Origin of the sequence: Paenibacillus sp. FSL R5-0766 (assembly GCF_037971845.1) — a bacterium.
GTDB lineage: Bacteria > Bacillota > Bacilli > Paenibacillales > Paenibacillaceae > Paenibacillus.
In genome coordinates, this window is sequence record NZ_CP150227.1 from 2,988,590 (window position 1) to 3,014,804 (window position 26,215).

At 44.8% G+C, this 26,215-nt stretch carries 23 protein-coding genes; 17 read left to right on the top strand and 6 right to left on the bottom strand.

What is annotated here, in order from left to right:
* Window positions 1-54 precede the first annotated feature (54 nt).
* From MKY66_RS13140 to MKY66_RS13190, 11 genes are all read left to right on the top strand, one after another.
* Entirely contained in the window at window positions 55-1,368 is a 1,314-nt protein-coding gene (locus tag MKY66_RS13140) for a hypothetical protein (RefSeq protein ID WP_076214723.1), read from the top strand.
* Window positions 1,369-1,601: 233 nt separating this feature from the next.
* Window positions 1,602-2,705: an NADH:flavin oxidoreductase gene (locus MKY66_RS13145; protein ID WP_083657290.1), complete on the top strand. Its 1,104-nt coding sequence runs from the start codon at window positions 1,602-1,604 to the stop codon at window positions 2,703-2,705.
* A 398-nt stretch (window positions 2,706-3,103) separates the two neighbouring features.
* A complete protein-coding gene (nagZ, locus tag MKY66_RS13150) occupies window positions 3,104-4,444 on the top strand; it encodes a beta-N-acetylhexosaminidase (RefSeq protein ID WP_256704307.1) in 1,341 nt (446 codons plus the stop codon).
* Between the two features lie 41 nt (window positions 4,445-4,485).
* On the top strand, window positions 4,486-5,190 hold the full coding sequence (locus MKY66_RS13155) for a response regulator transcription factor (RefSeq protein WP_076214728.1): 705 nt from the start codon (window positions 4,486-4,488) through the stop codon (window positions 5,188-5,190).
* Window positions 5,187-6,170: a sensor histidine kinase gene (locus MKY66_RS13160; RefSeq protein WP_076214730.1), complete on the top strand. Its 984-nt coding sequence runs from the start codon at window positions 5,187-5,189 to the stop codon at window positions 6,168-6,170. Before MKY66_RS13155 ends, MKY66_RS13160 begins: the two co-directional genes overlap by 4 nt.
* A 317-nt stretch (window positions 6,171-6,487) precedes the next feature.
* Window positions 6,488-7,258 (top strand): ABC transporter ATP-binding protein, encoded by a 771-nt coding sequence (locus tag MKY66_RS13165; RefSeq protein ID WP_076214733.1) that lies wholly within the window; start codon window positions 6,488-6,490, stop codon window positions 7,256-7,258.
* Window positions 7,233-9,191, top strand: coding sequence for an ABC transporter permease (locus tag MKY66_RS13170; RefSeq protein ID WP_076214736.1), 1,959 nt, complete (start codon window positions 7,233-7,235; stop codon window positions 9,189-9,191). The genes MKY66_RS13165 and MKY66_RS13170 overlap by 26 nt, the downstream gene beginning before the upstream one ends.
* A 149-nt stretch (window positions 9,192-9,340) precedes the next feature.
* On the top strand, window positions 9,341-10,048 hold the full coding sequence (locus MKY66_RS13175; protein WP_076214738.1) for a response regulator transcription factor: 708 nt from the start codon (window positions 9,341-9,343) through the stop codon (window positions 10,046-10,048).
* Complete coding sequence (locus MKY66_RS13180; protein ID WP_076214741.1) at window positions 10,026-11,483, top strand: HAMP domain-containing sensor histidine kinase; 1,458 nt, start codon at window positions 10,026-10,028, stop codon at window positions 11,481-11,483. The genes MKY66_RS13175 and MKY66_RS13180 overlap by 23 nt, the downstream gene beginning before the upstream one ends.
* 35 nt (window positions 11,484-11,518) lie before the next feature.
* Window positions 11,519-12,598 carry an AI-2E family transporter gene (locus tag MKY66_RS13185; RefSeq protein ID WP_076214744.1) on the top strand — a complete coding sequence of 360 codons (1,080 nt, stop codon included), beginning with the start codon at window positions 11,519-11,521 and terminating at the stop codon, window positions 12,596-12,598.
* Between the two features lie 28 nt (window positions 12,599-12,626).
* On the top strand, window positions 12,627-13,025 hold the full coding sequence (locus tag MKY66_RS13190; protein WP_076214747.1) for an Asp23/Gls24 family envelope stress response protein: 399 nt from the start codon (window positions 12,627-12,629) through the stop codon (window positions 13,023-13,025).
* Between the two features lie 69 nt (window positions 13,026-13,094).
* On the opposite strand, the gene MKY66_RS13195 is transcribed toward MKY66_RS13190, so the two are convergent.
* Window positions 13,095-13,940, bottom strand: coding sequence for an AraC family transcriptional regulator (locus MKY66_RS13195; RefSeq protein WP_076214750.1), 846 nt, complete (start codon window positions 13,938-13,940; stop codon window positions 13,095-13,097).
* Between the two features lie 201 nt (window positions 13,941-14,141).
* Between MKY66_RS13195 and MKY66_RS13200 the strand changes: the two genes are divergently transcribed.
* The 3 genes from MKY66_RS13200 (at window position 14,142) to MKY66_RS13210 (ending at window position 18,491) form a co-directional block, all read left to right on the top strand.
* Window positions 14,142-15,146, top strand: a complete 1,005-nt coding sequence (locus MKY66_RS13200; protein ID WP_076214752.1) for an aldo/keto reductase — start codon at window positions 14,142-14,144, stop codon at window positions 15,144-15,146.
* A 265-nt stretch (window positions 15,147-15,411) separates the two neighbouring features.
* Window positions 15,412-17,004 carry an acyl--CoA ligase gene (locus tag MKY66_RS13205; RefSeq protein ID WP_179088566.1) on the top strand — a complete coding sequence of 531 codons (1,593 nt, stop codon included), beginning with the start codon at window positions 15,412-15,414 and terminating at the stop codon, window positions 17,002-17,004.
* 242 nt (window positions 17,005-17,246) lie between these two features.
* Window positions 17,247-18,491, top strand: a complete 1,245-nt coding sequence (locus MKY66_RS13210) for an aminopeptidase (protein WP_076214754.1) — start codon at window positions 17,247-17,249, stop codon at window positions 18,489-18,491.
* Between the two features lie 89 nt (window positions 18,492-18,580).
* On the opposite strand, the gene MKY66_RS13215 is transcribed toward MKY66_RS13210, so the two are convergent.
* Entirely contained in the window at window positions 18,581-19,039 is a 459-nt protein-coding gene (locus tag MKY66_RS13215) for a GyrI-like domain-containing protein (protein ID WP_076214757.1), read from the bottom strand.
* Between the two features lie 246 nt (window positions 19,040-19,285).
* On the opposite strand from MKY66_RS13215, the gene MKY66_RS13220 reads away from it, so the two are divergent.
* Together MKY66_RS13220 and MKY66_RS13225 are read left to right on the top strand one after the other, a co-directional pair.
* The gene (locus MKY66_RS13220) at window positions 19,286-20,866 is read left to right on the top strand and encodes a spore germination protein (RefSeq protein ID WP_076214759.1); all 1,581 of its coding nucleotides are present in this window, start codon (window positions 19,286-19,288) and stop codon (window positions 20,864-20,866) included.
* Window position 20,867: 1 nt separating this feature from the next.
* Window positions 20,868-22,058, top strand: a complete 1,191-nt coding sequence (locus MKY66_RS13225) for a Ger(x)C family spore germination protein (RefSeq protein ID WP_076214762.1) — start codon at window positions 20,868-20,870, stop codon at window positions 22,056-22,058.
* A 14-nt stretch (window positions 22,059-22,072) separates the two neighbouring features.
* Here MKY66_RS13225 and MKY66_RS13230 read toward each other — a convergent pair whose 3' ends face one another.
* Window positions 22,073-23,176 carry an endospore germination permease gene (locus MKY66_RS13230; RefSeq protein WP_076214764.1) on the bottom strand — a complete coding sequence of 368 codons (1,104 nt, stop codon included), beginning with the start codon at window positions 23,174-23,176 and terminating at the stop codon, window positions 22,073-22,075.
* A 187-nt stretch (window positions 23,177-23,363) separates the two neighbouring features.
* Window positions 23,364-23,996 carry a nitroreductase family protein gene (locus tag MKY66_RS13235; protein WP_076214767.1) on the bottom strand — a complete coding sequence of 211 codons (633 nt, stop codon included), beginning with the start codon at window positions 23,994-23,996 and terminating at the stop codon, window positions 23,364-23,366.
* A gap of 130 nt (window positions 23,997-24,126) precedes the next feature.
* Here MKY66_RS13235 and MKY66_RS13240 point away from each other — a divergent pair, with 130 nt between their 5' ends.
* Complete coding sequence (locus MKY66_RS13240) at window positions 24,127-24,366, top strand: hypothetical protein (protein WP_017688780.1); 240 nt, start codon at window positions 24,127-24,129, stop codon at window positions 24,364-24,366.
* A gap of 134 nt (window positions 24,367-24,500) precedes the next feature.
* On the opposite strand, the gene MKY66_RS13245 is transcribed toward MKY66_RS13240, so the two are convergent.
* Window positions 24,501-25,274 carry a M15 family metallopeptidase gene (locus MKY66_RS13245; protein WP_076214769.1) on the bottom strand — a complete coding sequence of 258 codons (774 nt, stop codon included), beginning with the start codon at window positions 25,272-25,274 and terminating at the stop codon, window positions 24,501-24,503.
* 463 nt (window positions 25,275-25,737) lie between these two features.
* Complete coding sequence (locus MKY66_RS13250) at window positions 25,738-26,100, bottom strand: iron-sulfur cluster biosynthesis family protein (RefSeq protein ID WP_076214772.1); 363 nt, start codon at window positions 26,098-26,100, stop codon at window positions 25,738-25,740.
* Between the last annotated feature and the right edge of the window lie 115 nt (window positions 26,101-26,215).

Sequence of the window (26,215 nt, forward strand, 5' to 3'; positions counted from 1 at the left end):
GTATCATTTTGGTGTGAAGGTAATGATGATGAAAAAATGAAGGAGGAAGCGGACATGCAGAGACATACCAAATGGACAGCCGTAATTTTGACCATTGTCGCAGGAATGAGCTGGATGCTTATGGGGAACTCCAAGCCGAAAAACGCCACCTCAACGAGTCAACCCCCTGCGACGGAACGTGGGCTTGCCAAGGTGTCGAATGCACGGATCAATTCAGCTGATGTAACATCGAAGATCGAACTGTTAGGCAGACCTTTTACCAAAACACCATATGCCAATAACGTCTGGGACATGCAACTGTACAACGGCAAGATTTATTTGGGCCACGGGAACAGTAGTAATCTGGGTGTAGCGCCGAATTCAGGCCCTATTCCAGTCATTTATTATGATACAGCAAATGCGAAATTCAAGACCCAGTCGGTGACTAACAGCAACCCGGGCATCTTGCCGTCAACGAAGATGTATGTGGATGAGGAACAGATTGATATCTACAGAGTACTAAACGACAAGTTATATATTCCTGGCAATGATTCGGATAGTGAGAAATGGGAACTCGGCAATTTTTATCGTTTGGATGGAGAGGTGTGGACCAAATATCGCAATCTGCCGCTGGGTGTACACGTATACGATTTGGCATCTTATCAGGGCAAGATGTTTGCCGCGCTGGGTACGGAGTCCAAACCAACCATATTAATCTCTCATAATGGAGGTGAAACTTGGCAGAAATATGCGACGATCAATACGTTTGGTTTCCGGGCCTACACCATGTTCCATCTTAATGGCAAATTATATGCATCTGGCATGATGTATCCTGCCAATAAAATATGGAATGACAAAACTAATATTCTGGAAATAAACGAAAAGCTTGAGAAACGCGATGTTGTCATCTATGGTAGCAAAATGCTGCCAGGACTAACCTATCAAACGGGCACGATTCCTTATAATAAAATAGGCAAAAATGTTAACTTCAATAACAAGTTGCTCTATATAGCAGGTGGTGTGTTTAATGATGGGCAGCTGCTGCCCAAATCTTTGAATGTCATGACCGACATTAATCAGGCAAGGCGAGTTAATCTCCCGGATGCCAAGGCGCTCCCAACCGATGTGCTGTTGCGTGATGGCAAGGTGTATGTGCTTACGTACACTCGCCAAAGTGCCAATCTGTATATCAATCGGGTCTACCAATCCACGGATCTGACCACATGGAATGAGATTTTACGTTTTAACCAGGACACCTATGCCAAGTCTTTCGAAGAGAACGAGGGTGACTTTTACTTTGGTCTGGGTACCGATCCGGATGTGTTATCGACTTCATCAGGGAAATTGCTTCGAGTGAACCGCAGTGATATCCCCGTGAATGCTAATTAAATTCGAAGGAAGATTATGGATTATATACTATGCTACATCCACATTATTGGTGACCGGTAAGTTTGAACGCCCAACTTCAAAAATTTGAAAATAAAATTAAGAAACTATAAAATGGATAGAGAAATAATCCTAAACCAGTCAACTGGATTACACGTGTTACAATATACAAAAGCATGTCGCATTTCATGTGGATGCGGAGTTCCACACTTCCAATTGCAAAGGAGCAATGTACTATGAACGTACCTTCAGCATTATTCAAACCTTTCACCTCGGACAAGCTAACATTGTCTAATCGAATCGTTATGGCACCCATGACTCGCGGATTCTCACCAGAGGGCGTACCTGGACCGGAAGTTGCTGAATACTATCGTCGCAGAGCAGCAGGTGGAGTGGGGCTCATCATAACAGAAGGTACAGGCATTAATCATCCATCTTCGGTTAGTGGAGTGAGTATTCCATTATTCCATGGTGAAGATTCGTTGCAAGGATGGGCTAATGTAGTGAAAGCAGTACATGAAGCGGGTGGCAAAATCATGCCACAATTGTGGCATGTGGGTACAGCACGTCGTTCCGGTGACTTGCCTAACGCAGAAGCTGAGCCTGTAAGTCCGTCAGGGGTTAGCATGGCGGGTGAACCATCACGTGAACCATTAACGGAAGAGGAGATTCAAGGGCTTGTACAGGCATTTGCCCAAGCGGCAGCGGATGCACAGCGAATCGGGTTTGACGGCATTGAACTGCATGGCGCCCATGGATACCTGATTGACCAATTCTTCTGGGAGCAGACGAATCGACGGGCCGACAATTATGGTGGTGATTTGGTACGGCGAACTCAATTTGCGGTTGAAGTGATTAAAGCTTGTCGTGCGGCGGTTGGTCCTGATTTCCCAATTGTGCTCCGGTTCTCCCAATGGAAGATGGGGAATTATGAGGCACGTCTGGTGGAGACGCCAGAACAATTGGAGCAATTCCTGGCCCCACTCAGTGCTGCTGGCGTGGATATATTCCATTGCTCTACACGCCGGTTCTGGTTACCGGAATTCGAAGGATCTGAGCTGAATCTCGCGGGTTGGACGCAAAAAATAACGGGTAAACCAGCTATTTCCGTTGGATCGGTAGGTCTTGAAGCTGAATTTGTAGATAGAGCAACCGAGAACCAGGGAACAGGGGATGCCCATCTGGATCTATTAAATGAGAAGCTGGAGAACAATGAATTTGACCTGATCGCCTTGGGTCGTGTTCTGCTTAGTGATCCCGAATGGCCTGCCAAAGTTCGTGAAGGTCGCATATCCGAAATCATTCCATTTACAACGGAAGTGTTGCAAACACTCCATTAATAGAAGCCTAAGAACGTTTGGTGAAAGGTGAACTAACACTGAACGGCAACGATTTACAACGAAAAGTAAAACAAAAACCAACAAATAGGCCGCCTTTGGGCGGCTTTTTGATCTACCTATACTAATAATTTCAACATATGAAAAATTCATAATAGAAAATCATTTCCTGCACCGTTACTCCTTTTTACTCTCCACATACCTCGCACACGCGCCTAGTCACAACACCATTAAGTTCCACATCTCAGGTTCCAGTGCAACCACTTTTTTTACCACTTAAGTGTCTGAACAACGATTCGATCTTCAGAAGCGCTCATTTTGAAAATCATTCACCTTGTGATAAGGTTAGGCCTGAACCTTTAGATTACCAAGATGACATTACATAAGGAGGATGAATATCCTTGTACAACTATAGGTACACCTCGAACAATAAATGGAGAAAACCACTGCATATGATGTGTCTTCTGCTGGGGATCGTTCTGCTTTTATCGGCATGTGGCCAAGCACAGAAACCTTCCTCCGCAACGGACTCGAATACCGGATCGAACGCTAGCTCCAACTCAGGGCAATCTTCCTCATCGCCGGAGCAGAATACCGCTCCACCGCAGGAAGAAGTACCAGAGGAACCGCAAGAAGAAGTCGATCCGGTGCAGGAGCAGCTCAATTCATTAACGTTAGAAGAGAAGATTGGACAGATGATACTGGCCGGTGTTCAAGGGACAACGTTGGATGATCAAGCCAAACAGATGATTACGAATCAAAAGGTAGGGGGCATTATTTTCTATGCCAACAATGTTTCGACACTTGAGGGAACAGCCAAGTTTGTGCAATCCATCAAGGAAGCGAATCAGTCCAACCCGATACCGATCTTCATGAGTGTAGATCAGGAGGGCGGCAAAGTCAGTCGTATGCCGGAGACGGTGGAATCCATTCCTTCCAGTAGAAAAGTAGGCGAGACGAAAGACAGCGCGCTTGCTGAAACGATGGGCGAATTGCTGGCCAGACAAGTTCAGCTTGCGGGTTTTAATGTGGACTTTGCTCCTGTGCTGGATGTGAACAGTAACCCGAAGAACCCGGTGATTGGAGATCGTTCATTCGGCAGCTCGGCAGAACTGGTGTCACGTATGGGGATTGCAGAGATGAAGGGATTACGTAATGAAGGCATTATTCCGGTAGTGAAACATTTTCCGGGTCATGGTGATACGTCCGTGGACTCCCATCTCGATCTGCCTGTTGTGAACAAAACGGAAAAACAACTGGCCGAGCTTGAATGGATTCCATTCCAGGCCGCAGTGAAGGAGCAGGTAGAGGCGGTCATGGTTGCACACATTTTGTTCCCGAAGCTGGACCCGGATCATCCGGCATCCTTATCCGATGTCATAATTGGTGAACATTTGCGTGGGAAGTTCAAGTATGATGGTGTGGTCATCACAGATGACCTGAGTATGGGTGCAATCGCGAAGAACTTCAAGTTGGACCAGGCAGCCCTGGCAACTGTTAAAGCAGGAAGTGACATTCTGTTGGTAGCTCACAGTTATGAGAGTGCCAAGACAATTTTTGATACGCTAATAAGTGCAGTTAAGTCAGGCAAGATCACCGAGTCCCGAATTGATGAAAGTGTATATCGTATCCTGGCATTGAAGCAACAATACAAGTTATCGGATGATCAGAAAGCTTCCGGAGACCTGAAGCAATTGAATGCAGATATTGTGGATTGGCGTAAGCAAATCGATGCTAGATAATAAATCCTGTGTTATGATTTTGCCAGAGGTGAGATCCAATAATGTATACCATTATGATAATAGAGGACGATCCCAAGATTGCGGGGTTATTGAAATCTCATATTGAACGCTACGGGGACCGTGCCGTTCTGGTCGAGGATTTTGAGATGATTGTACAACAGTTTGAGCAGGTACAGCCACATGTGGTACTTCTGGATATCAACTTGCCCAGTTACGATGGTTTCTATTGGTGCCGCCAGATTCGTACGCTGTCCACATGCCCCATTTTGTTTATCTCCGCGCGGAGCGGAAAAATGGATCAGGTCATGGCACTGGAGAACGGGGCAGATGATTATATCACGAAGCCATTTGAGCATGAGATTGTTATAGCGAAAATTCGAAGTCAGCTACGCCGGGTATATGGGGACTATGCTACACGTGATGAAGAGCGCAAGGTGGAACTGGACGGCTTGGTCGTGTACTTGGAAAGACTGGAGATTCAGCTTGGTGATCGCAAAGTGCAGCTGACAAAGAAGGAAACGATTCTGCTGGAAACGTTACTGCGCCGCAGTCCCAAGCTGGTGAGCAGAGAGACTATCTTGGAGAAGCTGTGGGATGACTCTTTTGTGGATGACAATACTCTCAGCGTTAACGTTACTCGGGTGCGTAAACGATTAGCTGAGCTTGGTATTACGGATGCACTGGAAACGGTCAGAGGTTCTGGTTACCGATTGAACAATACCTGGAAGGCCTCTTCACCATCATGAGATTGTTTATACGAGAACATCTCGCTTTAACGTGCTGGGTTGTTGCTATCTTGTTCACCGTTGTTGCAGTGTTCTGGTATGACGGCTATAACGATTGGATCACGGCTGGTTATGCCGTAGCGTTGGGATTATTTTTATACATCGGATATTTGGTGTATCGTTATTATTCACATCGCTCCTTTTATACCCGGATGTCACGATCAATGGATTCGCTGAAGGAATTTGTACCATTGAACGAAACAAGTCCTTTATCACTGGCGCTGGAAAAGCTGCTGGATTCACAATACGGACAGTACCATGCTCATCTCCATCGGCTGGAACAACGGCAGCAAGAATATCTGACATTCATGAACCAGTGGGTCCATCAGATGAAGACACCGTTATCCGTCATTGAGTTGACCGTGGAAGATCAGGAGGATGACGATCCTCGGTTCATAAGCATTCGGGAGGAAGCGGACCAGATGAGGCGAGGTTTGGAGACTGTGCTGTATGTAGCGCGGTTGGATACCTTCGAGCAGGATTTCAGTGTGGAACCTGTGATACTGAAGACCGCTGGGGAAGAAGCGATCCATGAACTCAAGCGATTCTTTATTCGCAATCACGTCTATCCAGAGATGCATATCGATTCTGCGCTGGTTGTGCAATCCGATACCAAGTGGATTCGTTTTGTATTGGTACAGTTACTGTCGAACGCAATCAAATACTCCGCGGGCAGCGGGCAAAAGATCTATGTGCGTGCGTATGAAGCGGAACGCTCCATCATGCTGGAAGTACAGGATCAAGGCATCGGGATTCCGAAGTCTGATCTTAACCGGGTATTCCAACCTTTCTTCACCGGGGAGAACGGGCGACATTTCAAAGAGTCCACAGGCATGGGGCTGTATATTGCCAAAGAAGTGTTAACACGGATGAATCATCGGATTGATCTTGAATCCGTGTACGGTGAAGGAACGATCGTCCGAATTACATTCAACTCCTGAGAGGCAGGTTGAAGATAAGATTGGACGTGAGCTGTGTATTTTTGTTGAAGAAGTGTCAGTGGAGTATGAATTACAGTGTAAGTGTAAGTGTAAGTGTAGACGTCTATTGCCTGGTCGGGGCAGAGACGTCTTTTTTGGTTACCATGATGTAACCTTACAACATTGTCATGTTGATGAAAGGTTAAACCATAGGAGAATGGCCGAAACTTCGATAGACTGTAGTCAGAAGATCACAGGAAAGGCTACGCACAATACGCATGCACACAGCATGAATGTAACTTGATTTTGAATTCATACATCACTAAGGAGTTGTAACCATGGAGATTTGTTCTGTGAAACAGATCAGTAAAATCTACAAAGGCATCGTATCTTATGAAGCGTTATCAGGTATTGACCTCAGTATTCAGGAAGGTGAGTTTGTTGGCATCATGGGACCATCGGGTAGTGGAAAAACAACGCTGCTGAACATGATCTCAACCATTGATCATCCAACATCAGGAGAACTGCGAATTGCAGGGAAGAATCCGTTTGAATTGGATCAGGATGAACTCGCGCTGTTCCGGCGCAAAGAGCTTGGTTTCGTTTTTCAATCGTTCAATCTGTTAAATACACTGACAGTCAAGGAAAACATTGTGCTGCCACTGACTCTTGACGGTGTTTCGCTAGCAGAGATGAACACACGTGTGGAACAACTGGCAAGCAAGCTCGGGATCGAAAGTATTCTGAACAAACGGACATATGAGATATCAGGAGGACAGGCACAGCGTACGGCCATTGCCAGAGCGCTTATCCATTCCCCGAAGCTGATTCTGGCTGATGAGCCAACAGGCAACCTGGATTCGAAGGCGGCAAGAGATGTGATGGAGATTCTCGAAACCCGCAATCAGGAGGATCAGGCTACGATGCTATTGGTCACCCATGATGCAGTAGCCGCAAGTTATTGCAGTCGGGTTGTCTTTATCAAGGATGGCAAACTGTACAATGAAATTCACTACGGCGATAATCGTGCAGCTTTTTACCAGAAGATTATTAATGTATTATCCCTAATGGGAGGGTCAGGACATGAATTTTCGCCAGTTCGCCATTAATAACGTTGTTCGCAACAAACGAATTTATCTGGCTCATTTTCTGAGCAGTACATTTTCCGTTATGATCTTTTTTACTTACGCATTGCTCCTGTTCCATCCTGATTTGAAAGCGGGGTTAAAGGGATCAAGTGGTACGGTTACGTTGCTTGCGAATCAGGGGTTTATGATTGCAGAGATCATTATATTCATTTTTTCATTCCTGTTCCTGCTCTATTCCGTTGGTTCATTCCTGAAGACACGCAAGAAGGAATTTGGTATTTTCCTGATCATTGGTATGACACGTAAACAGATGAACAGGCTTCTGTTTATGGAGAACATGTGTATCGGATTAGCTTCCATTATTACCGGTATCGGACTCGGAATTATTTTCGGCAAATTGATTCTGCTGATCTGTGGCTCCATGCTGGCTGTTGAGAACAGCCTTCGATTCTATTTTCCACTGAAAGGCATTGCCCTGACGGCTGGTGCATTTCTGCTGCTGTTTGTTGTGATCGCGATGTCATCATCCTTGCTCATTCGTAAAGGAACTCTCATAGACCTTGTGAAATCAGAGGAGAAACCGAAACCGGAACCCAAAGCATCACGTCTGCTCGCCTTGTTATCGGTATTGTTAATTGGCGGGGGTTATGCAGGAGTATTTACTTTTGTATGGATAAGCTTCTCCTTTCCGTTATTACTCGCAAGTGTCGTTGTTGTTATTGCAGGTACGTACTTTTTGTTCACACAGCTCAGTGTATATATCATTCGGGCACTGAAAAGAAATCCAAGGTTGTTTTTCCGTAAAACTAATCTGCTCTTTTTATCTGAACTTACCTATCGAATGAAAGATAACGCCATCATGTTTTTCATGGTAAGTATCATTTCAGCTTCTTCATTTACGGGAATTGGCACCATGCTTGCTATTGCTGACCCGGGGTTGTCGTCCATGTCGAATCCGTACGCATTCAGTTATATGAATAACTGGGATACTCCCAACTCCGAGCGACATATTCGGAAGATTGAAGAAACGTTGATTGATCATCAAGTTCCCTACGTGAAGGGCAGTTATGCTCATATACCTGAAAATAATAATGGAAGGATTATCAAACTGAGTGATTATAACCGTCTGGCGAAGGCACTTGGGTACGAAGAACGTACGTTGAAACAGGTCGATGAGTCATTTATGACACCTAGCAATTTGGCGGTTCGTAAGAAGTACCGTGATCAGGCTGAACAAGGATTCTCAGGGACGGAGGTCGATCTGGAGATTGATAATCGGTCGGAACAGATTCGGCTAGTGACACCTGGTACCGATATTGTGATTCCTTTTCAAAATGAAATTAATCTCTACGTTGTAACCAACGAATTGTTTGAGAAGTTGAGCCCGGCGTATAACGAGGAAGTTGGCATGCCTGAAGGTTTCTATTCGAGTCGAACGATACAATTTATCGTGAAAGATTGGATGGGTACACGCAGCTTTGCTCCTGAATTGATCAAATCCATTCAAGATGATCATTCCGACAGAGGTTATTACGAGGTCAGCGCGCTTGTGGTGGATTGGCTTAATTCCAAGCAGACCAATGGCATCATTCTAATTTTGAGCGGCCTGATTGGCATTGTTTTCTTCACCTTTGCAGCAAGTTTCACGTATTTCAGACTTTACGCAGATCTAGAACGGGATGAAGCGCAGTATCGCATGATTGGCAAAATGGGACTGAGTCGTCCCGAACTCCGTAAGATCGTAACAAGGCAGCTATTGCTTATGTTTTTCCTGCCAATTCTGGTGGCGGTCATCCACAGTTCGGTTGCCTTTGTAGCGTTACAGCAACTGGTTGACTTCTCGGTCTTCGGATACAGCCTGCGCATTTTCTTGGTGTTTGCTTCCATGCAGATTCTGTATTTTGCACTTGTGCGCTGGCGGTATCTACGTCACATGTATTCCAAATTAGTTTAGAACCTTTCTTAATGCCTTGGCCTGAGAGCCAGGGCTCTATTTCTATTTATTTAGATTATCTTTAGAAATGATTTAGGTTGAATTAAGAGACGTAGTATATAGTAATAATGTAGAGATAGGCATAGAGTATAGGAAATGAGAGGAATAACATGAGATACACCGTATTAATTGCAGATGACGAACCAGAGATTGTTGAACTGCTTCAACTATATCTGGAGAAGGACTATACCATTAAAACTGCGGTGAATGGAGCCGAGGCGCTACAAACCATACGTTCAACACAGATCGATCTGGTCATACTGGACATCATGATGCCTGTAATGGATGGATTGCAGTTGATCAAACAGATCAGAGCTACACATCACATGCCTGTATTGTTCCTATCCGCCAAAAGTCAGGATCACGATAAAATCCTTGGATTAGGACTTGGGGCAGATGATTATATAGCAAAGCCATTCAACCCGCTTGAGATTGTCGCCAGGGTAGAGGCGTTGCTCAGAAGAGTCAATCATTTTGATGCAGCGGAGATCCCCGCAGCGAAAGAACAGAATCTGGTTTTAGGTGATCTGATGCTGGATCGATCCCAATGTATCCTTTTTCGTTCAGGAAGTCCTGTAACATTAACCTCTACAGAGTATAAAATTATGGAATTGTTGCTTGATCAACCTGGCCGAGTGTTCACCCGTAAAAAAATATACGAAGCGGTCTGGGACGATTATTATGCGCACGAGGACAGCACGATTATGGTACATATCAGCAACATTCGGGAGAAGATCGAGCGTGACTCCAGACAACCGGAATATCTCAAAACGATAAGGGGACTGGGATACAAAATTGAAGCGCCCATGGAAAGCTAGAGAAAAGCGACTGTTGCAGACATCCCTGACACTGGACTTCTTGCTGTTCAACTTCTTTTTGCTGTTACTGGTATTGATTGTGTACCTTATGGTTTCACTGGATGTCGTGGATTTTCGCATTTCGGATCAGGTGGTTGATCCGGATCTGAATGTTGAAGCCCACGTGTATGTAGCAGAGCTGGAGAACGAATTTTACTCCGGTGGAGGTTCGGTGTCGAAAGGCCAAGACACAGAGATTCAACGTCTCAAGGATAGCGGTGGCTGGATTGAAATATTGGATGCGAATCGCAAAATCATTCGTCATGTGGGAGACAAGCAAGATGCGTTCACGCAATACAGTGAAGCCGATCTGTATGATGGACTGGAAAATCGGAGTGACCAGGAATACTATTATTCGATCACTCCTCTCTCGACAGAAGGAGCGGCAGCGTATGTATTGCTCAAAATCCCGCGTGATCTGGTCAGCGTGCGAATTAATGATAATCAGTTGATTACCAATCTGAAACATCCATTATCCTTTTACATTATGATTGGCATCGGTTTGGTTTTATTATTGATCTTTGTCTACAGCTATTGGGTCGCACGGAGAATCAAAAAACCACTTAGTATCCTCTCCTCGGGTCTTACGCAGATGATACAAGGGAATTATAGTACACGGATGTCGATCTCGGCCGAGAGGGAATTTGTCCAGATTGGTGAGACCTTTAACTACATGGCGGATGTCATTGAGAACACCTCTGCAGAGAAACGTTACGCCGAAGAGAGCAAACAGCGACTGATTGTAGATTTATCACATGATCTGAAGACACCGATAACATCCATACAGGGATATGCGCAGGCATTGGTGGAAGGACGTGGGGAGGACAAGGACAGGCAGCAAAGATATCTGGGATACATCTATAACAAGTCCGTTCAAGTTGCACGCATGATACAGAATATGTTGGAGTTGCTTAAGGTGGATTCGCCCGATTTTCGCATGCATATTCAGAGAAGAGAGATTGGAGAATTCGTGCGCGAGATTATGGCAGATACCTATGGGGAGATTGAACAGAAACAGTTTGTCCTTCATGTACTTGTTCCTGATGAGGTGATCTACGCGAGGTATGATCCGGAGCTGTTATCCAGAGTCATCCAGAACCTGATTACCAATGCTCTGTCTTATAATCCAATCGGGACCGAACTGCGCGTCGAACTCATTCCGCTTCATACCCATGTGGTGATAGAGGTGGCAGATAACGGAGTGGGCATACCACAAGAACTGTGGTCAACGATCTTTGACCCGTTTGTACGAGGGGATGAGGCGCGGACAGCGACCGGAGGCACCGGACTTGGTTTGTCCATCGCACGACGTAATACGGAGAAAATGGGCGGACGGCTGATCCTTTCCCGGCGTGGGCGAGAGACCACCGTGTTTACCATTGAAATTCCAAATTAAATAAGAGAAGAAATGTCCATGTGGAGGGAAATATTTTGTTCAAAGTAAATACGTTTGTCCGGTTCAGTATTGCACTGGCGCTGATATTGGTTAATATCTATTTATTATCACGTGTAAGCTTCATCTTTCAGCCGCTCGTCACCATGATCACGGTTATTACCGTGCCGATGATGTTGTCGGTGTTCTTTTATTATCTGCTAAGGCCGCTTGTGAATTATATGGAGAAGAAGAAAATAAATCGCACGCTAAGTATTTTGCTAATCTATCTGGTTATTGCTATTCTGGGAGTGTTCTTCATCATTGGCTTATGGCCATCGTTACGTGAGCAACTGATCAATCTGGTTGATAACGCGCCGAATCTGATCAATTCATTAAGTGAACAGCTGAGAGAGCTGGAGCAGAATGGTGCCATTCAGGCCTTGTTCCCTGAGGGCTCGACACCTTTCTCCCAGATCACGGAGTATATCAACAAAGGATTTAACTTTGTGACCAACTACGTAAGTGGATTTTTCTCACTCGTTTCCAGTTTTGCGATCATCTTGTTTACACTACCGATCCTTTTGTTCTATATGCTGTTACAAGGCGAGAAATTTGGTCGTAAATTGGCACATATCGCTCCAAAACGTTTCCAAAAGGACAGCCGTGAAGTTGTAATTGAGATTGATCAGGCATTGAGTGGTTTTATCGTGGGAAGAGTTTTGGTGAATCTGGCACTGGGGGTACTGATGTATATCGGTTTCTTGATCATTGGACTGCCGTACGCATTACTGCTCACGGTAATTGCGGTCATCATGAACTTTGTTCCGTTTATCGGAGCGATTGTGTCGTCCGTGCCTATTGTGATCATGGGTCTCGTGGTATCACCATCGGTTGCCATCTGGTCTCTGATTATTATTCTTGTCGCTCAGCAGATTCAGGACAACCTGGTTGCACCGTACGTATTCGGCAAAAAGCTGGATATTCACCCGCTCACGACCATCATTCTGGTGTTGGGTGCAGGGGACCTGGGTGGAATTATTGCCATCCTGATTATTATCCCGGTTTATATGATCGTTAAAATTCTTTTGGTTCGAATCTATAACATGTTCTTCAAGGACAAATGGCAGAATGCATAGAATTTAATTATTCGAAGGAGTGGAGCACATGTCTGAAATTATCGAAAAACAATACAATGAACCTGAATATATCGCACCTCAATCTGTTCAAATGGGTACCATTCACATCTCGAACGATGTGTTATCCAAGATCGTGGGGATGGCCGCTCAATCAACGGCTGGTGTATCCTCCATGTCCGTTGGACTGACTGAAGGGATTGCCAAGAGTATTAGCGGCAAGAGTCTGCAAAAAGGGATTGACGTACACGTCAAAGACGATCAGGCAACCATCCAGCTGCGAATTAATATCCAATATGGCAACAAGATGCACGAGGTTTGCCGTGAACTTCAACATAATGTTCAACAGGCTGTAGAACAATTAGCCGGCGTCATGGTCGATGAAATCAAAGTGCAAGTTGTTGGCATATCCATGCCGGAGATGGTATAAACCAATGAAAAGAATGTAAGGAATAACAATTGTAAAGATAAACGATTGGCAAAAACAGCACCTTCCCGATTAACAACTTAACTGGGAGGGTGCTGTTTTATGTTTGCGATAATAGGTGGGCGCTTCGCCCATCACTTTTTTGAACATTTTGGAGAAAAGCAATTGATCGGTGTAGCCCACAGAACGGGCAATATCACCAATGGTCAGACCGGGATCAAGGGTCAATTCGGCTGCCCTGCGCATCCGGTAATGAACAAGATACGACTGAATACTGCTTCCCATCTGGTCCTTGAACAGAGAGCACAGATAACTGCGCTGCAAACCGACATGGGCCGCGATGGATTGAACGGTAATGGCATTGGCATAGTTCATTTCAATGAAGTCCATTACCTGCGTTACGTACGTTTCCTTCGAATAATCCTGCATGGGTTGAAGATGCTCTGAATTGGCCTGATCAATCAAAATGGAGAAGAATTGATACAGCAAACCAGTCATGCTAATCTCCCAGCCTTTGTGAGTATTGCGGGAATTGATCATTCGGTGCAGGCAGGATCGCATCTCGTCATCCTCATTGCCCAGCTCAAAAATCGGGTGATGCTCGGACAGACATGCTTGCTGTAAAAAGGATTGGCTATTGCTGCCTTGGAAAGCAACCCAGCTGTATTCCCAAGGGTCATCCTGATCTGCTTCGTAATGAACAACAGAGTGCGGAACAATTAGAAAACCTTGACCTTTATGCAGGGTATACGTTTTGCCACCAACTTCGAAGGTGCCTTTGCCATTCAGAATATAATGAATTTTATAATAGTCTCGCATGGCAGGGCCAAAGTGATGACCTGGTGTACAGGCTTCGGTTCCATAATGAAGGAACTGAAGCTCCTGAAAATGATTGTTTTTGAACATATACGTAATCAAGGGTATTCACTCCTGTACGATTTCGTCTCATCTTGCATTTTAACATACTAAATAGCTGAAAAGATTAATTATTTAACATTAGTATATATGGATAACAATCATTATTCCATATGTTCAAAGTGAAATGCCATATCGTTTATCCAGGAAAATGTCTAAGATGAAAAGGAATTCAACAAACCTTACAGGAAAGTGAGAATAACGATGCCCTATACTGCGAGTGAACAACGATATGATGAGATGAAATATGTACGTTCCGGCAAATCCGGAATCAGACTGCCGCAAATTGCGCTGGGTTTATGGCAGAACTTTGGTGGCAACCGCACATTGGATATTCAGGAAGAAATGATTTTACGTGCCTTCGACCTCGGAATTAACCATTTCGATCTGGCGAATAACTATGGTCCACCTCCAGGATCAGCGGAAGAGAACTTTGGTGTGATTTACAAAAAACATCTGCGTCCTTACCGGGATGAACTGCTCATCTCATCGAAGGCAGGCTACCATATGTGGAGTGGACCTTATGGCGAGTGGGGTTCCCGCAAAAACCTGATTGCCAGTCTGGATCAAAGTCTTGGTCGGATGGGACTGGATTATGTAGACATTTTCTATCATCACCGTCCAGATCCGGACACGCCATTGGAAGAAACGATGACGGCGCTGGATCATATCGTGCGGCAAGGTAAAGCGCTGTATGTGGGCTTGTCCAATTATAATGCAGAACAGACACAAGAAGCGGTAACCATTCTGCGTCGTCTGGGTACGCCATGTCTGGTTCATCAGCCAAACTACTCGATGTTGAATCGCTGGATTGAAGACGGTTTGCAGGACGTACTGGATGAGCAAGGCGTAGGTTCCATTGCGTTCTGTCCACTCGGCCGCGGTCAGTTGACGAATAAATATGTCGATAAGATCAAGGAAGAACGCGCCAATCCAACAGGCAATTTGAAAAAAGAAGCTTACACAGACAAACGGATTGCCAAGTTCGATGCACTTCAGGCGGTAGCGGAGCGAAGAGGGCAGACGATCTCCCAACTAGCTCTGAACTGGATCTTGCGCGGTAACCGTGTAACTTCTGCATTGATTGGTGCAAGCCGTGTGTCCCAGATTGAAGAAAACGTGGCTGCCCTCCAGGCACCGGATCTGACAACGGAAGAGTTGAATGAGATCGAAAGCATTTTGGACGGAATGGGTAATTATCCGTGGTAACATACACAGTATAGCTGTGTGAAAATTATAGTTAGGTAAGACTAATGTAATGTAAATGAAGAATGAAATGGCGCCTACCTGATCAATCAGGAAGGCGCCATTTTGTATATGTCATTTTCTTTATAGGATAAGATCTATTATAATAGTTCATTAATTGACCTATGTTTATTTTTTCAGAATGAACCTAGTTCATAGCACCTGGTCCTAGGATTTAGGGTATAATATATAGAAGCTTTACAATTGAACTACGAAGGAGAGGCTCCATTTGAACTTTGAACAGTGGATTTCGCCTGAAAGCTATAACCTGACATCCGAGATGGAGAATCATCCATCAGACCGGATTGCACTTAGATGGCTCAGCGATCAACGAGAATTGGAAGAGATTACGTATGGTGATTTGTTCAAGCAGGCGAATCGTCTTGCTGGAGGTTTGCGTGAACTTGGACTAGAGAAGGGTGATCGGGTGTTGGTCATGGTACCACGCCGTATTATTGCCTATGTCATTTATATTGCTTGTCTGAAACTGGGGATTGCCGTTATTCCTTCCTCCGAGATGTTACGGGCAAAAGATCTGGAATATCGTCTGCGTCACTCTGAGGCGCGGGCTGTTATTGTATGGTCCGAGACGACCTCAGAGGTAGAAAAGATGGACGCGGATCTGCAGTCACTGGCACATCGAATCGTGGCATCACCGAATGGGGAATTTAGCGTACCTGCTGAAGGTTGGGTCAATGTGCATCAGTTAATGCAGAATCAACCCGAAGAGATGGCTGCGGTGGAGACTCATCGTGATGATACGGCTATCCTTGCTTATACTTCGGGCACAACAGGTAATCCCAAAGGAGTTGTACATAGCCACGGTTGGGGATATGCCCACCTGCGGATCGCTTCTTCATTATGGCTGGATATTCAACCTTCAGATACCGTATGGGCAACGGCTGCACCTGGCTGGCAAAAATGGATCTGGAGCCCGTTCCTGTCCGTACTGGGAAGAGGCGCGACTGGACTGGTCTACAATGGATCATTCCAGCCCAAGCGTTATCTGGAACTGATGCAGGAACATCATATTAATGTCCTTTGCTGCACACCAACGGAATATCGGTTGATGGCCAAAGCCGATGATCTTGGACATTATGACCTGTCTCATCTGCGCAGTGCTGTATCAGCGGGTGAACCGCTCAATCAGGAAGTCATTGAAATCTTCCAGCGTCACTTTGACCTGACTATTCGAGACGGATATGGACAGACCGAGAGCACGTTGTTAATCGGCAGTCTCAAAGATGCGCCTGTACGTATTGGCTCGATGGGTCAGTCGATTACACCTGGGTTGATTGAAATTATTGACGATGAGGGACAACCTGTGCCTCCGGGTGAAGTAGGAGATATCGCGGTACACAAAGAGATGCCAGCTTTGTTCCGGTCCTATTATCAGGATGAGGGACGTAAGGAAGCGAGTCAGCGTGGCGATTATTTTGTAACTGGGGACCGTGCACGCAAAGACGAAGAAGGTTACTTCTGGTTTGAAGGCCGCAGTGACGATATTATCATTAGTTCGGGTTACACGATTGGACCATTCGAAGTGGAAGAAGCACTCATGAAACACGCCAGTGTGAAGGAATGTGCGGTGGTTGCAAGTCCGGATGAGATCCGTGGAAATATTGTTAAAGCCTTTGTCGTGCTGAGAGATGATTCACTTGCTTCACCAGAATTAATGCGTGAATTGCAACATCACGTCAAGGAAATCACAGCACCTTACAAATATCCACGTAAGATCGAATTTGTTACGGATCTGCCAAAGACCAACTCTGGTAAAATCCGCCGGATTGAGTTACGCGAACAAGAAAAACGTAATGGTTAAATGAGATTAGGTAACGAATGATTGAAAAATAATAGTATAAGTAGTGAAAGAGAAGGAATCGATTCTGCAGAAGCGATAGCGTTCGTATTTGTCTCCTAATTTTAACCTTTGAAAAATACGATGAAGAAAATTTGGAGACAACGACGATCTAAAGAACGATCCTTCGCTGTAACGGCCACTCAACAGAATCCAAGTCATTTGCAATCCATGTCATAATATATGAAGCAGGAGTGAACACAACCATGAGTCAATTTGAACAAACCTTTGAAAAGTCATTGGAACAATACGCAGAGCTGGTTGTTAAAGTCGGCGTGAATATCCAAAAAGGACAGGATCTGCTCGTCACTGCTCCCATTGAAACGCTTGAATTCACACGTCTGATTGTGCAAAAAGCCTATGCGGCTGGTGCAAACTATGTACAAGTGGACTTTGATGACGACAACATTACCCGCAGTCGTTTTGAGCATGGTTCCAATGACAGCTTTGATTATTATCCAGCGTGGAAAGCGGATATGATGGAGAAATTTGCAGAAGCAGGCGGCGCCACCCTGACGATCAAAGTTCCAGATCCTGAACTGTATAACGGAATTGACTCCGACAGCGTTTCCCGTGCTACCAAGGCAGCTGCACACGCACGTCGCGGTTATGCCAAATACACACGCAACCATGAAATTAGCTGGTGTCTGATCAAGGCCCCAACCAAGGCTTGGGCGAACAAAGTATTCGCCGACATCCCGGAAGAAGACCGAATCAACGTGATGTGGGAAACCATCTTTAAAATGAACCGTGTAGATGGCGGAGACGCCGTGCAAAATTGGAGAAAGCATCTGGATACCTTAACTGCAATGGGAGACTTGTTGAATAAAAAGAACTATAAGAGCCTGCATTACCGTGCGCCAGGTACAGACTTGAAAATTGAATTGGTCCACAACCACATCTGGGGTGGCGGTGGTAGCGAAAATAAACAAGGTGTATACACCGTCGCCAATATGCCGACTGAAGAAGTATTCACCATGCCTAAGCGTAGCGGAGTGAATGGGTATGTTAGCAGCACCATGCCTTTGAACCTGAACGGGCAACTGGTAGACCAGATGAGAATTACATTCAAGGATGGACAGGTTGTAGCGTTTACGGCAGCATCCGGTGAAGAGCATTTGAAGAACCTGTTTGCCACCGATGAAGGAGCACGTTATCTGGGTGAGGTCGCACTCGTACCACATGACTCCCCAATCTCCAACCTGAATCGTATTTTCTACAATACAGGTATTGATGAAAATGCATCTTGCCACTTGGCTGTGGGAAGTGCGTATCCGTTCAACATGAAAGATGGCACAACCATGTCGAATGAAGAGTTACTGAAGCATGAGTGCAATGTGAGCTTGACTCACGTTGATTTCATGATCGGTTCCGCAGAACTGGATATCGATGGTGAGTTACAAGACGGTACAATCGAGCCGGTATTCCGTAAAGGCAACTGGGCATTTTAATTTCTAATCTAGCTAGTAGCAGTAATATTACTGAACGAGAAAGTGACTTCAACTTGAAGTCACTTTTTTTCGTTTCTTTGTAACGCGGATTACACAGGTCTTACAGGCACACATATTTCACACCAATGCTGATTGAGCAGTTCCCAACGATATCGTTCTATAACTGGTTTGTTGTCCATCCGATAACCACTTGTTTGCAAATGAGGGATGATCATATTCCATGCCTGCTGAATAGCTTCTGCCGTGTGCTTCACTTTACAGATGAGATAATCTCCGCCTGAAAGCTCGCCAAACTCAATGAAATCATCTTCCAGTCGTTCAGGTTCAGTAATAACAATACATGCATCATATCTACATTTCTCGGGTGGTGTGGTAGCCGGGTCATCTTGGGGAATACCCAGTAAAGTTGCTGATTCATGAAGCAATTGGTGTTTGTCTGCCCATTGTTTTAGTGTATTCATCGCTTGTGCATTGGCTGGACCGTAAGGCCCCACTTGTCGAACATAGGCAAGGCGACACGCCGGGAGGTTTTCGATATACATTTGCATGGAATTCTTCCTCTCATTATGGTTTTCTCTTACATATTGGATGCTAACATGGTATAAAAAATATTTCATAAGTTTTTTGAAGAGATGTAGAACAATTAGTTTTGGCTGATGCAGAAGAATCTATATACTAAGCTAGGAAGTTTGCCGAATAGACTCAAGGGTTGTCGGGAACAATTTCAAAGAATGACAAGCGTTGGCATTCATGTGAGACCAGTCTCCCAAAATCAGAATGGTGAGGTTCAATTAATGAAAAAGAACGCTGAACAAGTACAACAGGAACAATTCAAACGCTCAGAGTTCCTCCTGAACCGAAAACCAAATGTCCCTTTATCAACTCAATTGAACGTGAATGAACAGATGCTGAGAGAACGTTTTGATCAGTGTTCCGATGTGGTGTTCAGACCAGTGACGCTCGCAAAAGGAAACAACGTATTGTTGCTCTTTATGGATGGCTTGGTAGACACAAATATTATAGACTTAGCCATTCTCAAACCTCTCTTTGAAGCGCAGAATGAGGAGGATTTGGAAGAAGAGCATGCCAGTCAGCTGATCCAGAGCGAGCGTCTAGCCATGGTTCGCACCCGTAAGGTCTCCACGCTCTCTGACGTGATTCAGGGTGTGCTTAATTCATCTGTTGTAGTTATCATGGATGGACATGATACAGCCATGGTAGCCAATGTGGAAGGTGCGAAGACTCGAAGCGTGGAAGAGCCTGCCTCAGAGGCGGTTATTCGAGGTCCCCGGGAAGGGTTTAACGAATCCTTACGCGTTAATACCAGCATGATCAGACGGAAAATCAAGTCGGATGCACTGAAAACAGAGTCGATTACAATTGGAGATGTGACACAGACCGAAGTGGTGATCACTTATATTCAGGGGATTGCGAAGGAATCGATCCTTGATGAGGTCCGGACCCGCTTGAAAAACATAAAAACAGACAGTATTTTGGAGTCGGGATACATTGAGGAATTTATACAAGATAAGATCCCTTCGCCCTTTCCTACTATTCAAAATACGGAACGTCCGGATACAGTAGCGGCCAGCTTGCTGGAAGGAAAGGTAGCCATAATCACCGACGGTACGCCGTTTGTATTAATTGTGCCCTTTACATTCTGGACGGGAATGCAGTCCGCCGAAGATTATTATAATCCGAGCTTGTATTCTTCTGCGGTTCGTTTCATTCGAATTATTTTCATTTTCATCTCGCTGTTCTTGCCCTCTTTGTTCGTAGCCATCGTTAATTTTCACTCCCAGATGATTCCAACCAGTCTGGCCTTGAATTTTGCGGCAGCCCGAGAGAATAGCCCGTTTCCTACCGTGATTGAGACCATTCTGATGGAGATCTTGTTTGAAGGATTGAGAGAGGCGGGCATCCGATTACCCAAGCAAGTTGGATCTGCGGTAAGCATTGTTGGCGCACTGGTTATTGGTCAGGCTGCGGTGGAGGCTGGTATTGTATCTGCTCCCATTGTCATTGTAGTTGCAGGAACAGGCATTGCATCTTTTACGATTGCACGCTTGAACTTGAGTCATCCCTTGCGGATGTTGCGCTTTGTTTTGCTCATTTTCGCGGGTATATTAGGCTTATACGGTATTGCAATTGTGACGTTGGCAACATTACTCCATATCACTTCACTGCGTTCGTTCGGTGTTCCTTACTTTAGTCCCATCGCTCCTCTGGTCAGGTCGGATCTTAAAGATGCGATATGGCGTTCCCCGCGATGGAGGATGTATAGTCGTCCGGAAGAAACGGCGGCTGCCGGATCACTTCGCACACCCCGGGGGCAGGCACCCGGTTCGAGAGAGAAAGGGGAGGGAGAGGCGTAACATGGGAAAGGCAAAAAAAATGCTAGCCTGTTGTCTGGTCATGGCTCTGATCTCCGGATGCTGGGACAACCGCGAATTGAATGATCAGGCGATACAATTGGCAGCGGGCCTGGACTGGACTGAGGATCAAACGTATATAGTGAGTAATCAGTTTGCCCGAAATCCGGAAGCCGGTCAGAGCGATATGAAATCGCAAACCGGGTTTTACACTGAAATCGCTGAAGGTAAGACTCCAATGGCTGCACTTGCTGCCATGCAATCCAAGGTCACGCGGATAATTAACCGGGGCCAGCGACGCAGTTTAGTCATCGGGGATAAGCTTGCACGAAGAGGATTCAAGGATATTTTGGACTTTATTTTGCGTAATGCTGAATCTCCTATGCGTGTGGATCTGTTTATTGTAAAAAAAGGGGATGCATCCGATTTGCTTAAAAGCTCAACACCATTTGGCGGCCAATCCCTGCGGGAATATTACAAGCTGCATCAAGCCAACTATGGCGCAGTCGATGTTACTTTTACAGATATGATCAGAATGATGAATGAGCTGTCTCATTCAGGGAATTTCATGCCTGCAATGGAAAAGGTATCAAAAAAAGGATCCGAAAAGATAGATGATCCGAAACAGGCTGTATACCGGTTTGCCGGTTCTGCTGTTTTGGATAATGATGCGAAACTACTGGGGTACTTGAATCTGGAGGAGACGAATAACAGTCTGTGGATCGTTAATTGGCCCCATCGACATCTAATCACGGTTACTACGCCAGATGGAACTGGAACAATTACTATTCAGTTAAGGGGGACGAAAAGCAAGTGGAAAATGAAGAAAAATGACATAAAGAATATGCAACTGAATATGAGTGCGAACATTACTCTGGTTGAGAACACATCCAATCTCGATTTACTTAATACTGAAAATTTGGACGCAATCAAAAAGGAACTGGAGCAAGAAATAGAACGGCAGATGAAGCTACTCATCCGCAAATTTCAGCATGATCTCCACATTGATGCCATCGGTGTTGGTGAATACCTCTATCGTAATCATCCCCAACATTGGAGAACGGTCATGGATGAATGGCAGAACACGTTTCCTGCTATTGATTTCTCTTGTAGTGTTCGTCTGAAGTTCACACGTTTTGGGTTAACCGGAGCATCGGGATATCTCAAAAAAGAGGAGGTCAAAGATCCCCTGTGACTGCAAAAACAGCCTCAAAGCTTCCGCCTTGCCTCCATCCATAATCTGATATGTGAAACGAGGTAGAGCATGAGCGGCAGGTATATAAACAAAGGCACCCAGACATAGGGGGTAATCTGTTTGATAGCCAACACATATATATGTTCTGCGATGTTATCTGAAACAATAAAACCTAACACAAAAACAATGAGCGCACCTGCCCAGATCAACACGCGTTTACCAACAAACGGGAGAAGGATTTGAAGTGCGGCCAGGGCGGTATACATTTTAAGAAAGAGCTTGAAATATGCAGTAATGATGAAATAGATTACAGCGAACGGATTCAGATTTGTTATAAATCCACCGATATTCACCATACCGGTTAGGGAATAGAACGGGTACAAGCTTTTCTCAAACAAGACACCACCAAAGATGGTAACTGCCAGCAGGTCGAACGAAAGAAAGCTGATTGAAGCGATTATGGTTGCCAGCAAAGTATATTTCCATATCTTTTCCGGTCGTGCAACCTGGGTCCAAATCATCGCCATTGCCAGCGTTTCTCCATAGGTTTGTGAAATGCCTTCTGGAAAAGTGGCCTTCAGCACAGGCGCCCAGCCATTCCACAGGATCGGTTTAAGCAGCTTGGGAGAAACAATATTGGAAAACAGAAGTAAAGTGATTTCCAAAACAAACAGAACAATAATAAACGGAACAAGCAATTCCCCCACCTTAGCAACATTACTCAGACCCAGGTAAAGGCCATACACGATGATAACGAGGAATAACAGCATGATGACCATTGGTGGGGTGTCCGGGAGAATCGTTGTCGGAATCAGGTCTCTCAGATCAGCGAGGATACGCCCTGCATCAAACAAAAACAACAGTGGATATAGCCAGGCAATGGGCAAGCCAATCCATTTACCGAATTGTTTGGGATACCACTCGACAAGTGTAAGCCCCGGGTTCATGTTCATAATTGAGATGTATACCCGAATCAGAAGAATACCGGAGGTAGCCGATATCAAACCGACAATCCATGCATCTCGTCCCGCACTGGCGGCAAAGCCAAAGATAACGGTTGTACCGAGTTGAAATAAAAACGTAAGGCAAAATAGCTGATAACCGGATAACTTGATCATTGCTAAAATCTCCTGTTCTTGTTGATCTTCGAGATCTCTCTCTCATTATCGACAAGTAAGAGGAAGGGTAAACTACGGTTATAACTTTTGGTCATGCACAGGATACACGTTGGATACGTTGATCTATGAAACGTATTAAAGCCACGAGAACGTGGCTTTTTTGCTGTGTCATTTAACTACTTTTATGTTATTCAGCGTGCATTTTGTTGAAGCTAACATATTCGTTAATCGGTTTACGGTAACCGCGTGGGCGCTGTTTGGCTTCCGACTTTTTGCCGATGGTGATCAGCATAACGGGTACGTAATGGTTAGGGATTTCCAAACTCCGTTGCAGTTCTTCCGAGTCAAAGCCAATCATTGGACAAGTGTCCCAACCGCGATCCTGAGCGATCAGCATCAATTGCATGGCAGACAGGCTGGCATTGCGAATCGCATCCTCACGTTGGAAGAATCTGCCGCGGGATTCGTAAAATTCAGTGACACTTTGGGATTCCTGCTCGTATTGGAATGGAGTAAGCGCGCCCAGGTTCAGCAAGCCTTCGTTAATCGTGCGGATATGATGATGGGCGTTGACGTCGCCCAGTACCACGATGACCGCAGAAGCTGTTTTTACCTTATATTGCTGGGAAGCTTCATAGACTTTCTCTTTCTGTTCCTCGTCTTTAATCACAAGATAGTGCGTGTGTTGTAGGTTAAAGGCAGATGGTGCAAATTTGTTAAGGGCAAACATCTCTTGCAGTTCCGAATCTGAAATTTCAATTCCTTCTTCAAAAATAACGGCCGATCTACGGTTTTTGACTAGATTCTCCAACTCACTCATGGTAGTTTCCCTCGCTTATGTATGATTTATAAACTGACTATAACACACTTAGTTACTTTATGTAAGTATAATTTTAGAATAAGACAAGGATTGTCTGCCATACGCTAAAATAAAACACTAGAGGTGATTCATGAAAGCATTGATCGCAAGGTATATGGGAGGACATGACCCTCATGAATTTCGGGTATATGTGATCCAATCTTCGACGTTAAAACGTTTTGTAGTCGTGGAGATTATTCTAGGCCCTATCGTGTACAATGTCGCACTTTATTTGTGCCATAATGCAATACTTGCTGGAGTAGGCTCTTGGGCTGGAACAGAAGGTCTGAAGAGACTGCCACTGGTCTTTAGAAAAATCGTTGGGACATGATGAAGTGTGTAAATGAGAAATTAAAGCAGAAGAGGGCCAGTTGCGGCCCCATCTTCTCCTTCAGCCATGTTATCTATAGTCACGCATCTTTTATCTGATCTAATAACTGTCTAAGCTTTGGGTTCAAACCTGCCTTATTTGGCACGTTCCAAATACTGCTCGAGCGTAAGTTTCTGGTTGGTAATCTCACCAGCAATATATACCCCTACATAACGTACATGCCATGGCTCATAGGAGTAACCAGTCAATTTCTCCTGATCTTTGCCATAACGGATGATGAATCCATACTTGTGGGCATTGGCTTTCAGCCATTTGCCTTCTTTGGTGTTGCCAAAGCTTTGCTGAAGATCATAACCGGCCGAAGCGCTTGATATATCCATGGCTAGACCCGTTTGATGTTCGCTTTGTCCTGGCCGAGCACTTGTTTTATTGGCAACAGCTTCACCTTTGATGCTGGCATTACGGTCAAAGATCGATTTTTGGGTCGCATAAGAGCGATAGCCCGACACGGCTTTGATATCGATGCCGTCTTTTTTGGCAGCCGCAAATAATTTTTCAATCGCGGTTGCAGCCACTTTACGCATTTGTTTCTTCGGACTTGAACCTGAGAAGCTAAAAGGAATATTTGGTACAACCAAATCTTGTGGTGCATAAGTTGAAGGCAGATTTCTCTTTTTATTGACAAGTACAACTGTACTGGACACATTGGTCACGGTTGCCACATTTTTAATCGTTTTGATCGTACGACCAGGTGCATTATCATGCAGAAATTGAGTGAAGCTAGAGCTTGCCGCAGACGCGACGGGATTCAGGCTTGAAGTGATGGGAAACGTAGTAAAAGCAGAACCTGCTACAACAGAACCTATGAGAATTGTAGATATGATGGATTTACGAGTAAAAGGTTTCATGATGTGTGTTCCTCCTCGGAATATATGAATCTATATACCGAGTATACTAGAGGATTATATCCATAGGTTCTCCAATTGTTTCCGAGTTGTAAACAAAGTTTGCTATAAAATCTGTCTAGAGGATATTTACCTTGCCACTTCGATGACAGAACAACCTTCCGATCGCTGTTATCCCCTGATTTTTTTGATTCAATTTTATAATGGTGAAAATCTTGGGATAGCGTATGCTTCCGATGCAGCTTTCTTTCAGAAAGCTTTTAGGCGAACACTTCGTTTCTTCAGGTTTTTTTCTGTCCTCTCCGTTTCGTGTAAATGTTTAGTTCATCTTTTATAGAGTCTTTTTTGCAACTCTGATAGAGGCATATAAAGAAAAGCACGTTAAAAAAGCCGTTGCATTAGATGCAACGGCTTTTGATGTGAAGAGAGATAATGCTAGATTACTTCAAGTATGCTGGAGACTGTGTTATAGCATGCAGGCGTCGGATCCACCGGAGCTTCCCGCAGTTACTGCACGGGTGTCACGAACGCGAACGTTGGCGCTGAGCACACCAGAATCACTGCTTAATTTGAAAGAAGGATAATTCTCTTCTGTATCCAGCTTCATGTGTTGCTCTAGGTTCAGCTGCTGCTTCGGATCAACATAGAACGGAACCAGATTGGTTTCAATCTGCGCATCGAGAGCCGCAAGTTCATCAACAATGATAATAGCGATAACTCCGTTACATCCGCAACCTTCCAAGTCATAGATCACTTTGAAATATCCGGGTTGGTCATTCAAGCTTTCCGTCAATCGTTTTGCAGCCAAATCTGTAATTTGAATATACATATAGGTACACTCCTTTATATGTGGTCATGGTTGTAAGTGGTAAAAGAATTCATTCAGCTTCTATTCACATTATACCACTTTGGCAAAAATCAAAGCATTTATTTTCTTGACTGAT

Bases quoted from the DNA above. Each gene is read 5' to 3' on its own strand.
- MKY66_RS13140 (WP_076214723.1), top strand. From the start codon at position 55: ATGCAGAGACATACCAAATGGACAGCCGTAATTTTGACCATTGTCGCA.
- MKY66_RS13145 (WP_083657290.1), top strand. From the start codon at position 1,602: ATGAACGTACCTTCAGCATTATTCAAACCTTTCACCTCGGACAAGCTA.
- MKY66_RS13155 (WP_076214728.1), top strand. From the start codon at position 4,486: ATGTATACCATTATGATAATAGAGGACGATCCCAAGATTGCGGGGTTA.
- MKY66_RS13160 (WP_076214730.1), top strand. From the start codon at position 5,187: ATGAGATTGTTTATACGAGAACATCTCGCTTTAACGTGCTGGGTTGTT.
- MKY66_RS13165 (WP_076214733.1), top strand. From the start codon at position 6,488: ATGGAGATTTGTTCTGTGAAACAGATCAGTAAAATCTACAAAGGCATC.
- MKY66_RS13170 (WP_076214736.1), top strand. From the start codon at position 7,233: ATGAATTTTCGCCAGTTCGCCATTAATAACGTTGTTCGCAACAAACGA.
- MKY66_RS13175 (WP_076214738.1), top strand. From the start codon at position 9,341: ATGAGATACACCGTATTAATTGCAGATGACGAACCAGAGATTGTTGAA.
- MKY66_RS13190 (WP_076214747.1), top strand. From the start codon at position 12,627: ATGTCTGAAATTATCGAAAAACAATACAATGAACCTGAATATATCGCA.
- MKY66_RS13200 (WP_076214752.1), top strand. From the start codon at position 14,142: ATGCCCTATACTGCGAGTGAACAACGATATGATGAGATGAAATATGTA.
- MKY66_RS13210 (WP_076214754.1), top strand. From the start codon at position 17,247: ATGAGTCAATTTGAACAAACCTTTGAAAAGTCATTGGAACAATACGCA.
- MKY66_RS13215 (WP_076214757.1), bottom strand. From the start codon at position 19,039: ATGCAAATGTATATCGAAAACCTCCCGGCGTGTCGCCTTGCCTATGTT.
- MKY66_RS13220 (WP_076214759.1), top strand. From the start codon at position 19,286: ATGAAAAAGAACGCTGAACAAGTACAACAGGAACAATTCAAACGCTCA.
- MKY66_RS13225 (WP_076214762.1), top strand. From the start codon at position 20,868: ATGGGAAAGGCAAAAAAAATGCTAGCCTGTTGTCTGGTCATGGCTCTG.
- MKY66_RS13230 (WP_076214764.1), bottom strand. From the start codon at position 23,176: ATGATCAAGTTATCCGGTTATCAGCTATTTTGCCTTACGTTTTTATTT.
- MKY66_RS13235 (WP_076214767.1), bottom strand. From the start codon at position 23,996: ATGAGTGAGTTGGAGAATCTAGTCAAAAACCGTAGATCGGCCGTTATT.
- MKY66_RS13240 (WP_017688780.1), top strand. From the start codon at position 24,127: ATGAAAGCATTGATCGCAAGGTATATGGGAGGACATGACCCTCATGAA.
- MKY66_RS13245 (WP_076214769.1), bottom strand. From the start codon at position 25,274: ATGAAACCTTTTACTCGTAAATCCATCATATCTACAATTCTCATAGGT.
- MKY66_RS13250 (WP_076214772.1), bottom strand. From the start codon at position 26,100: ATGTATATTCAAATTACAGATTTGGCTGCAAAACGATTGACGGAAAGC.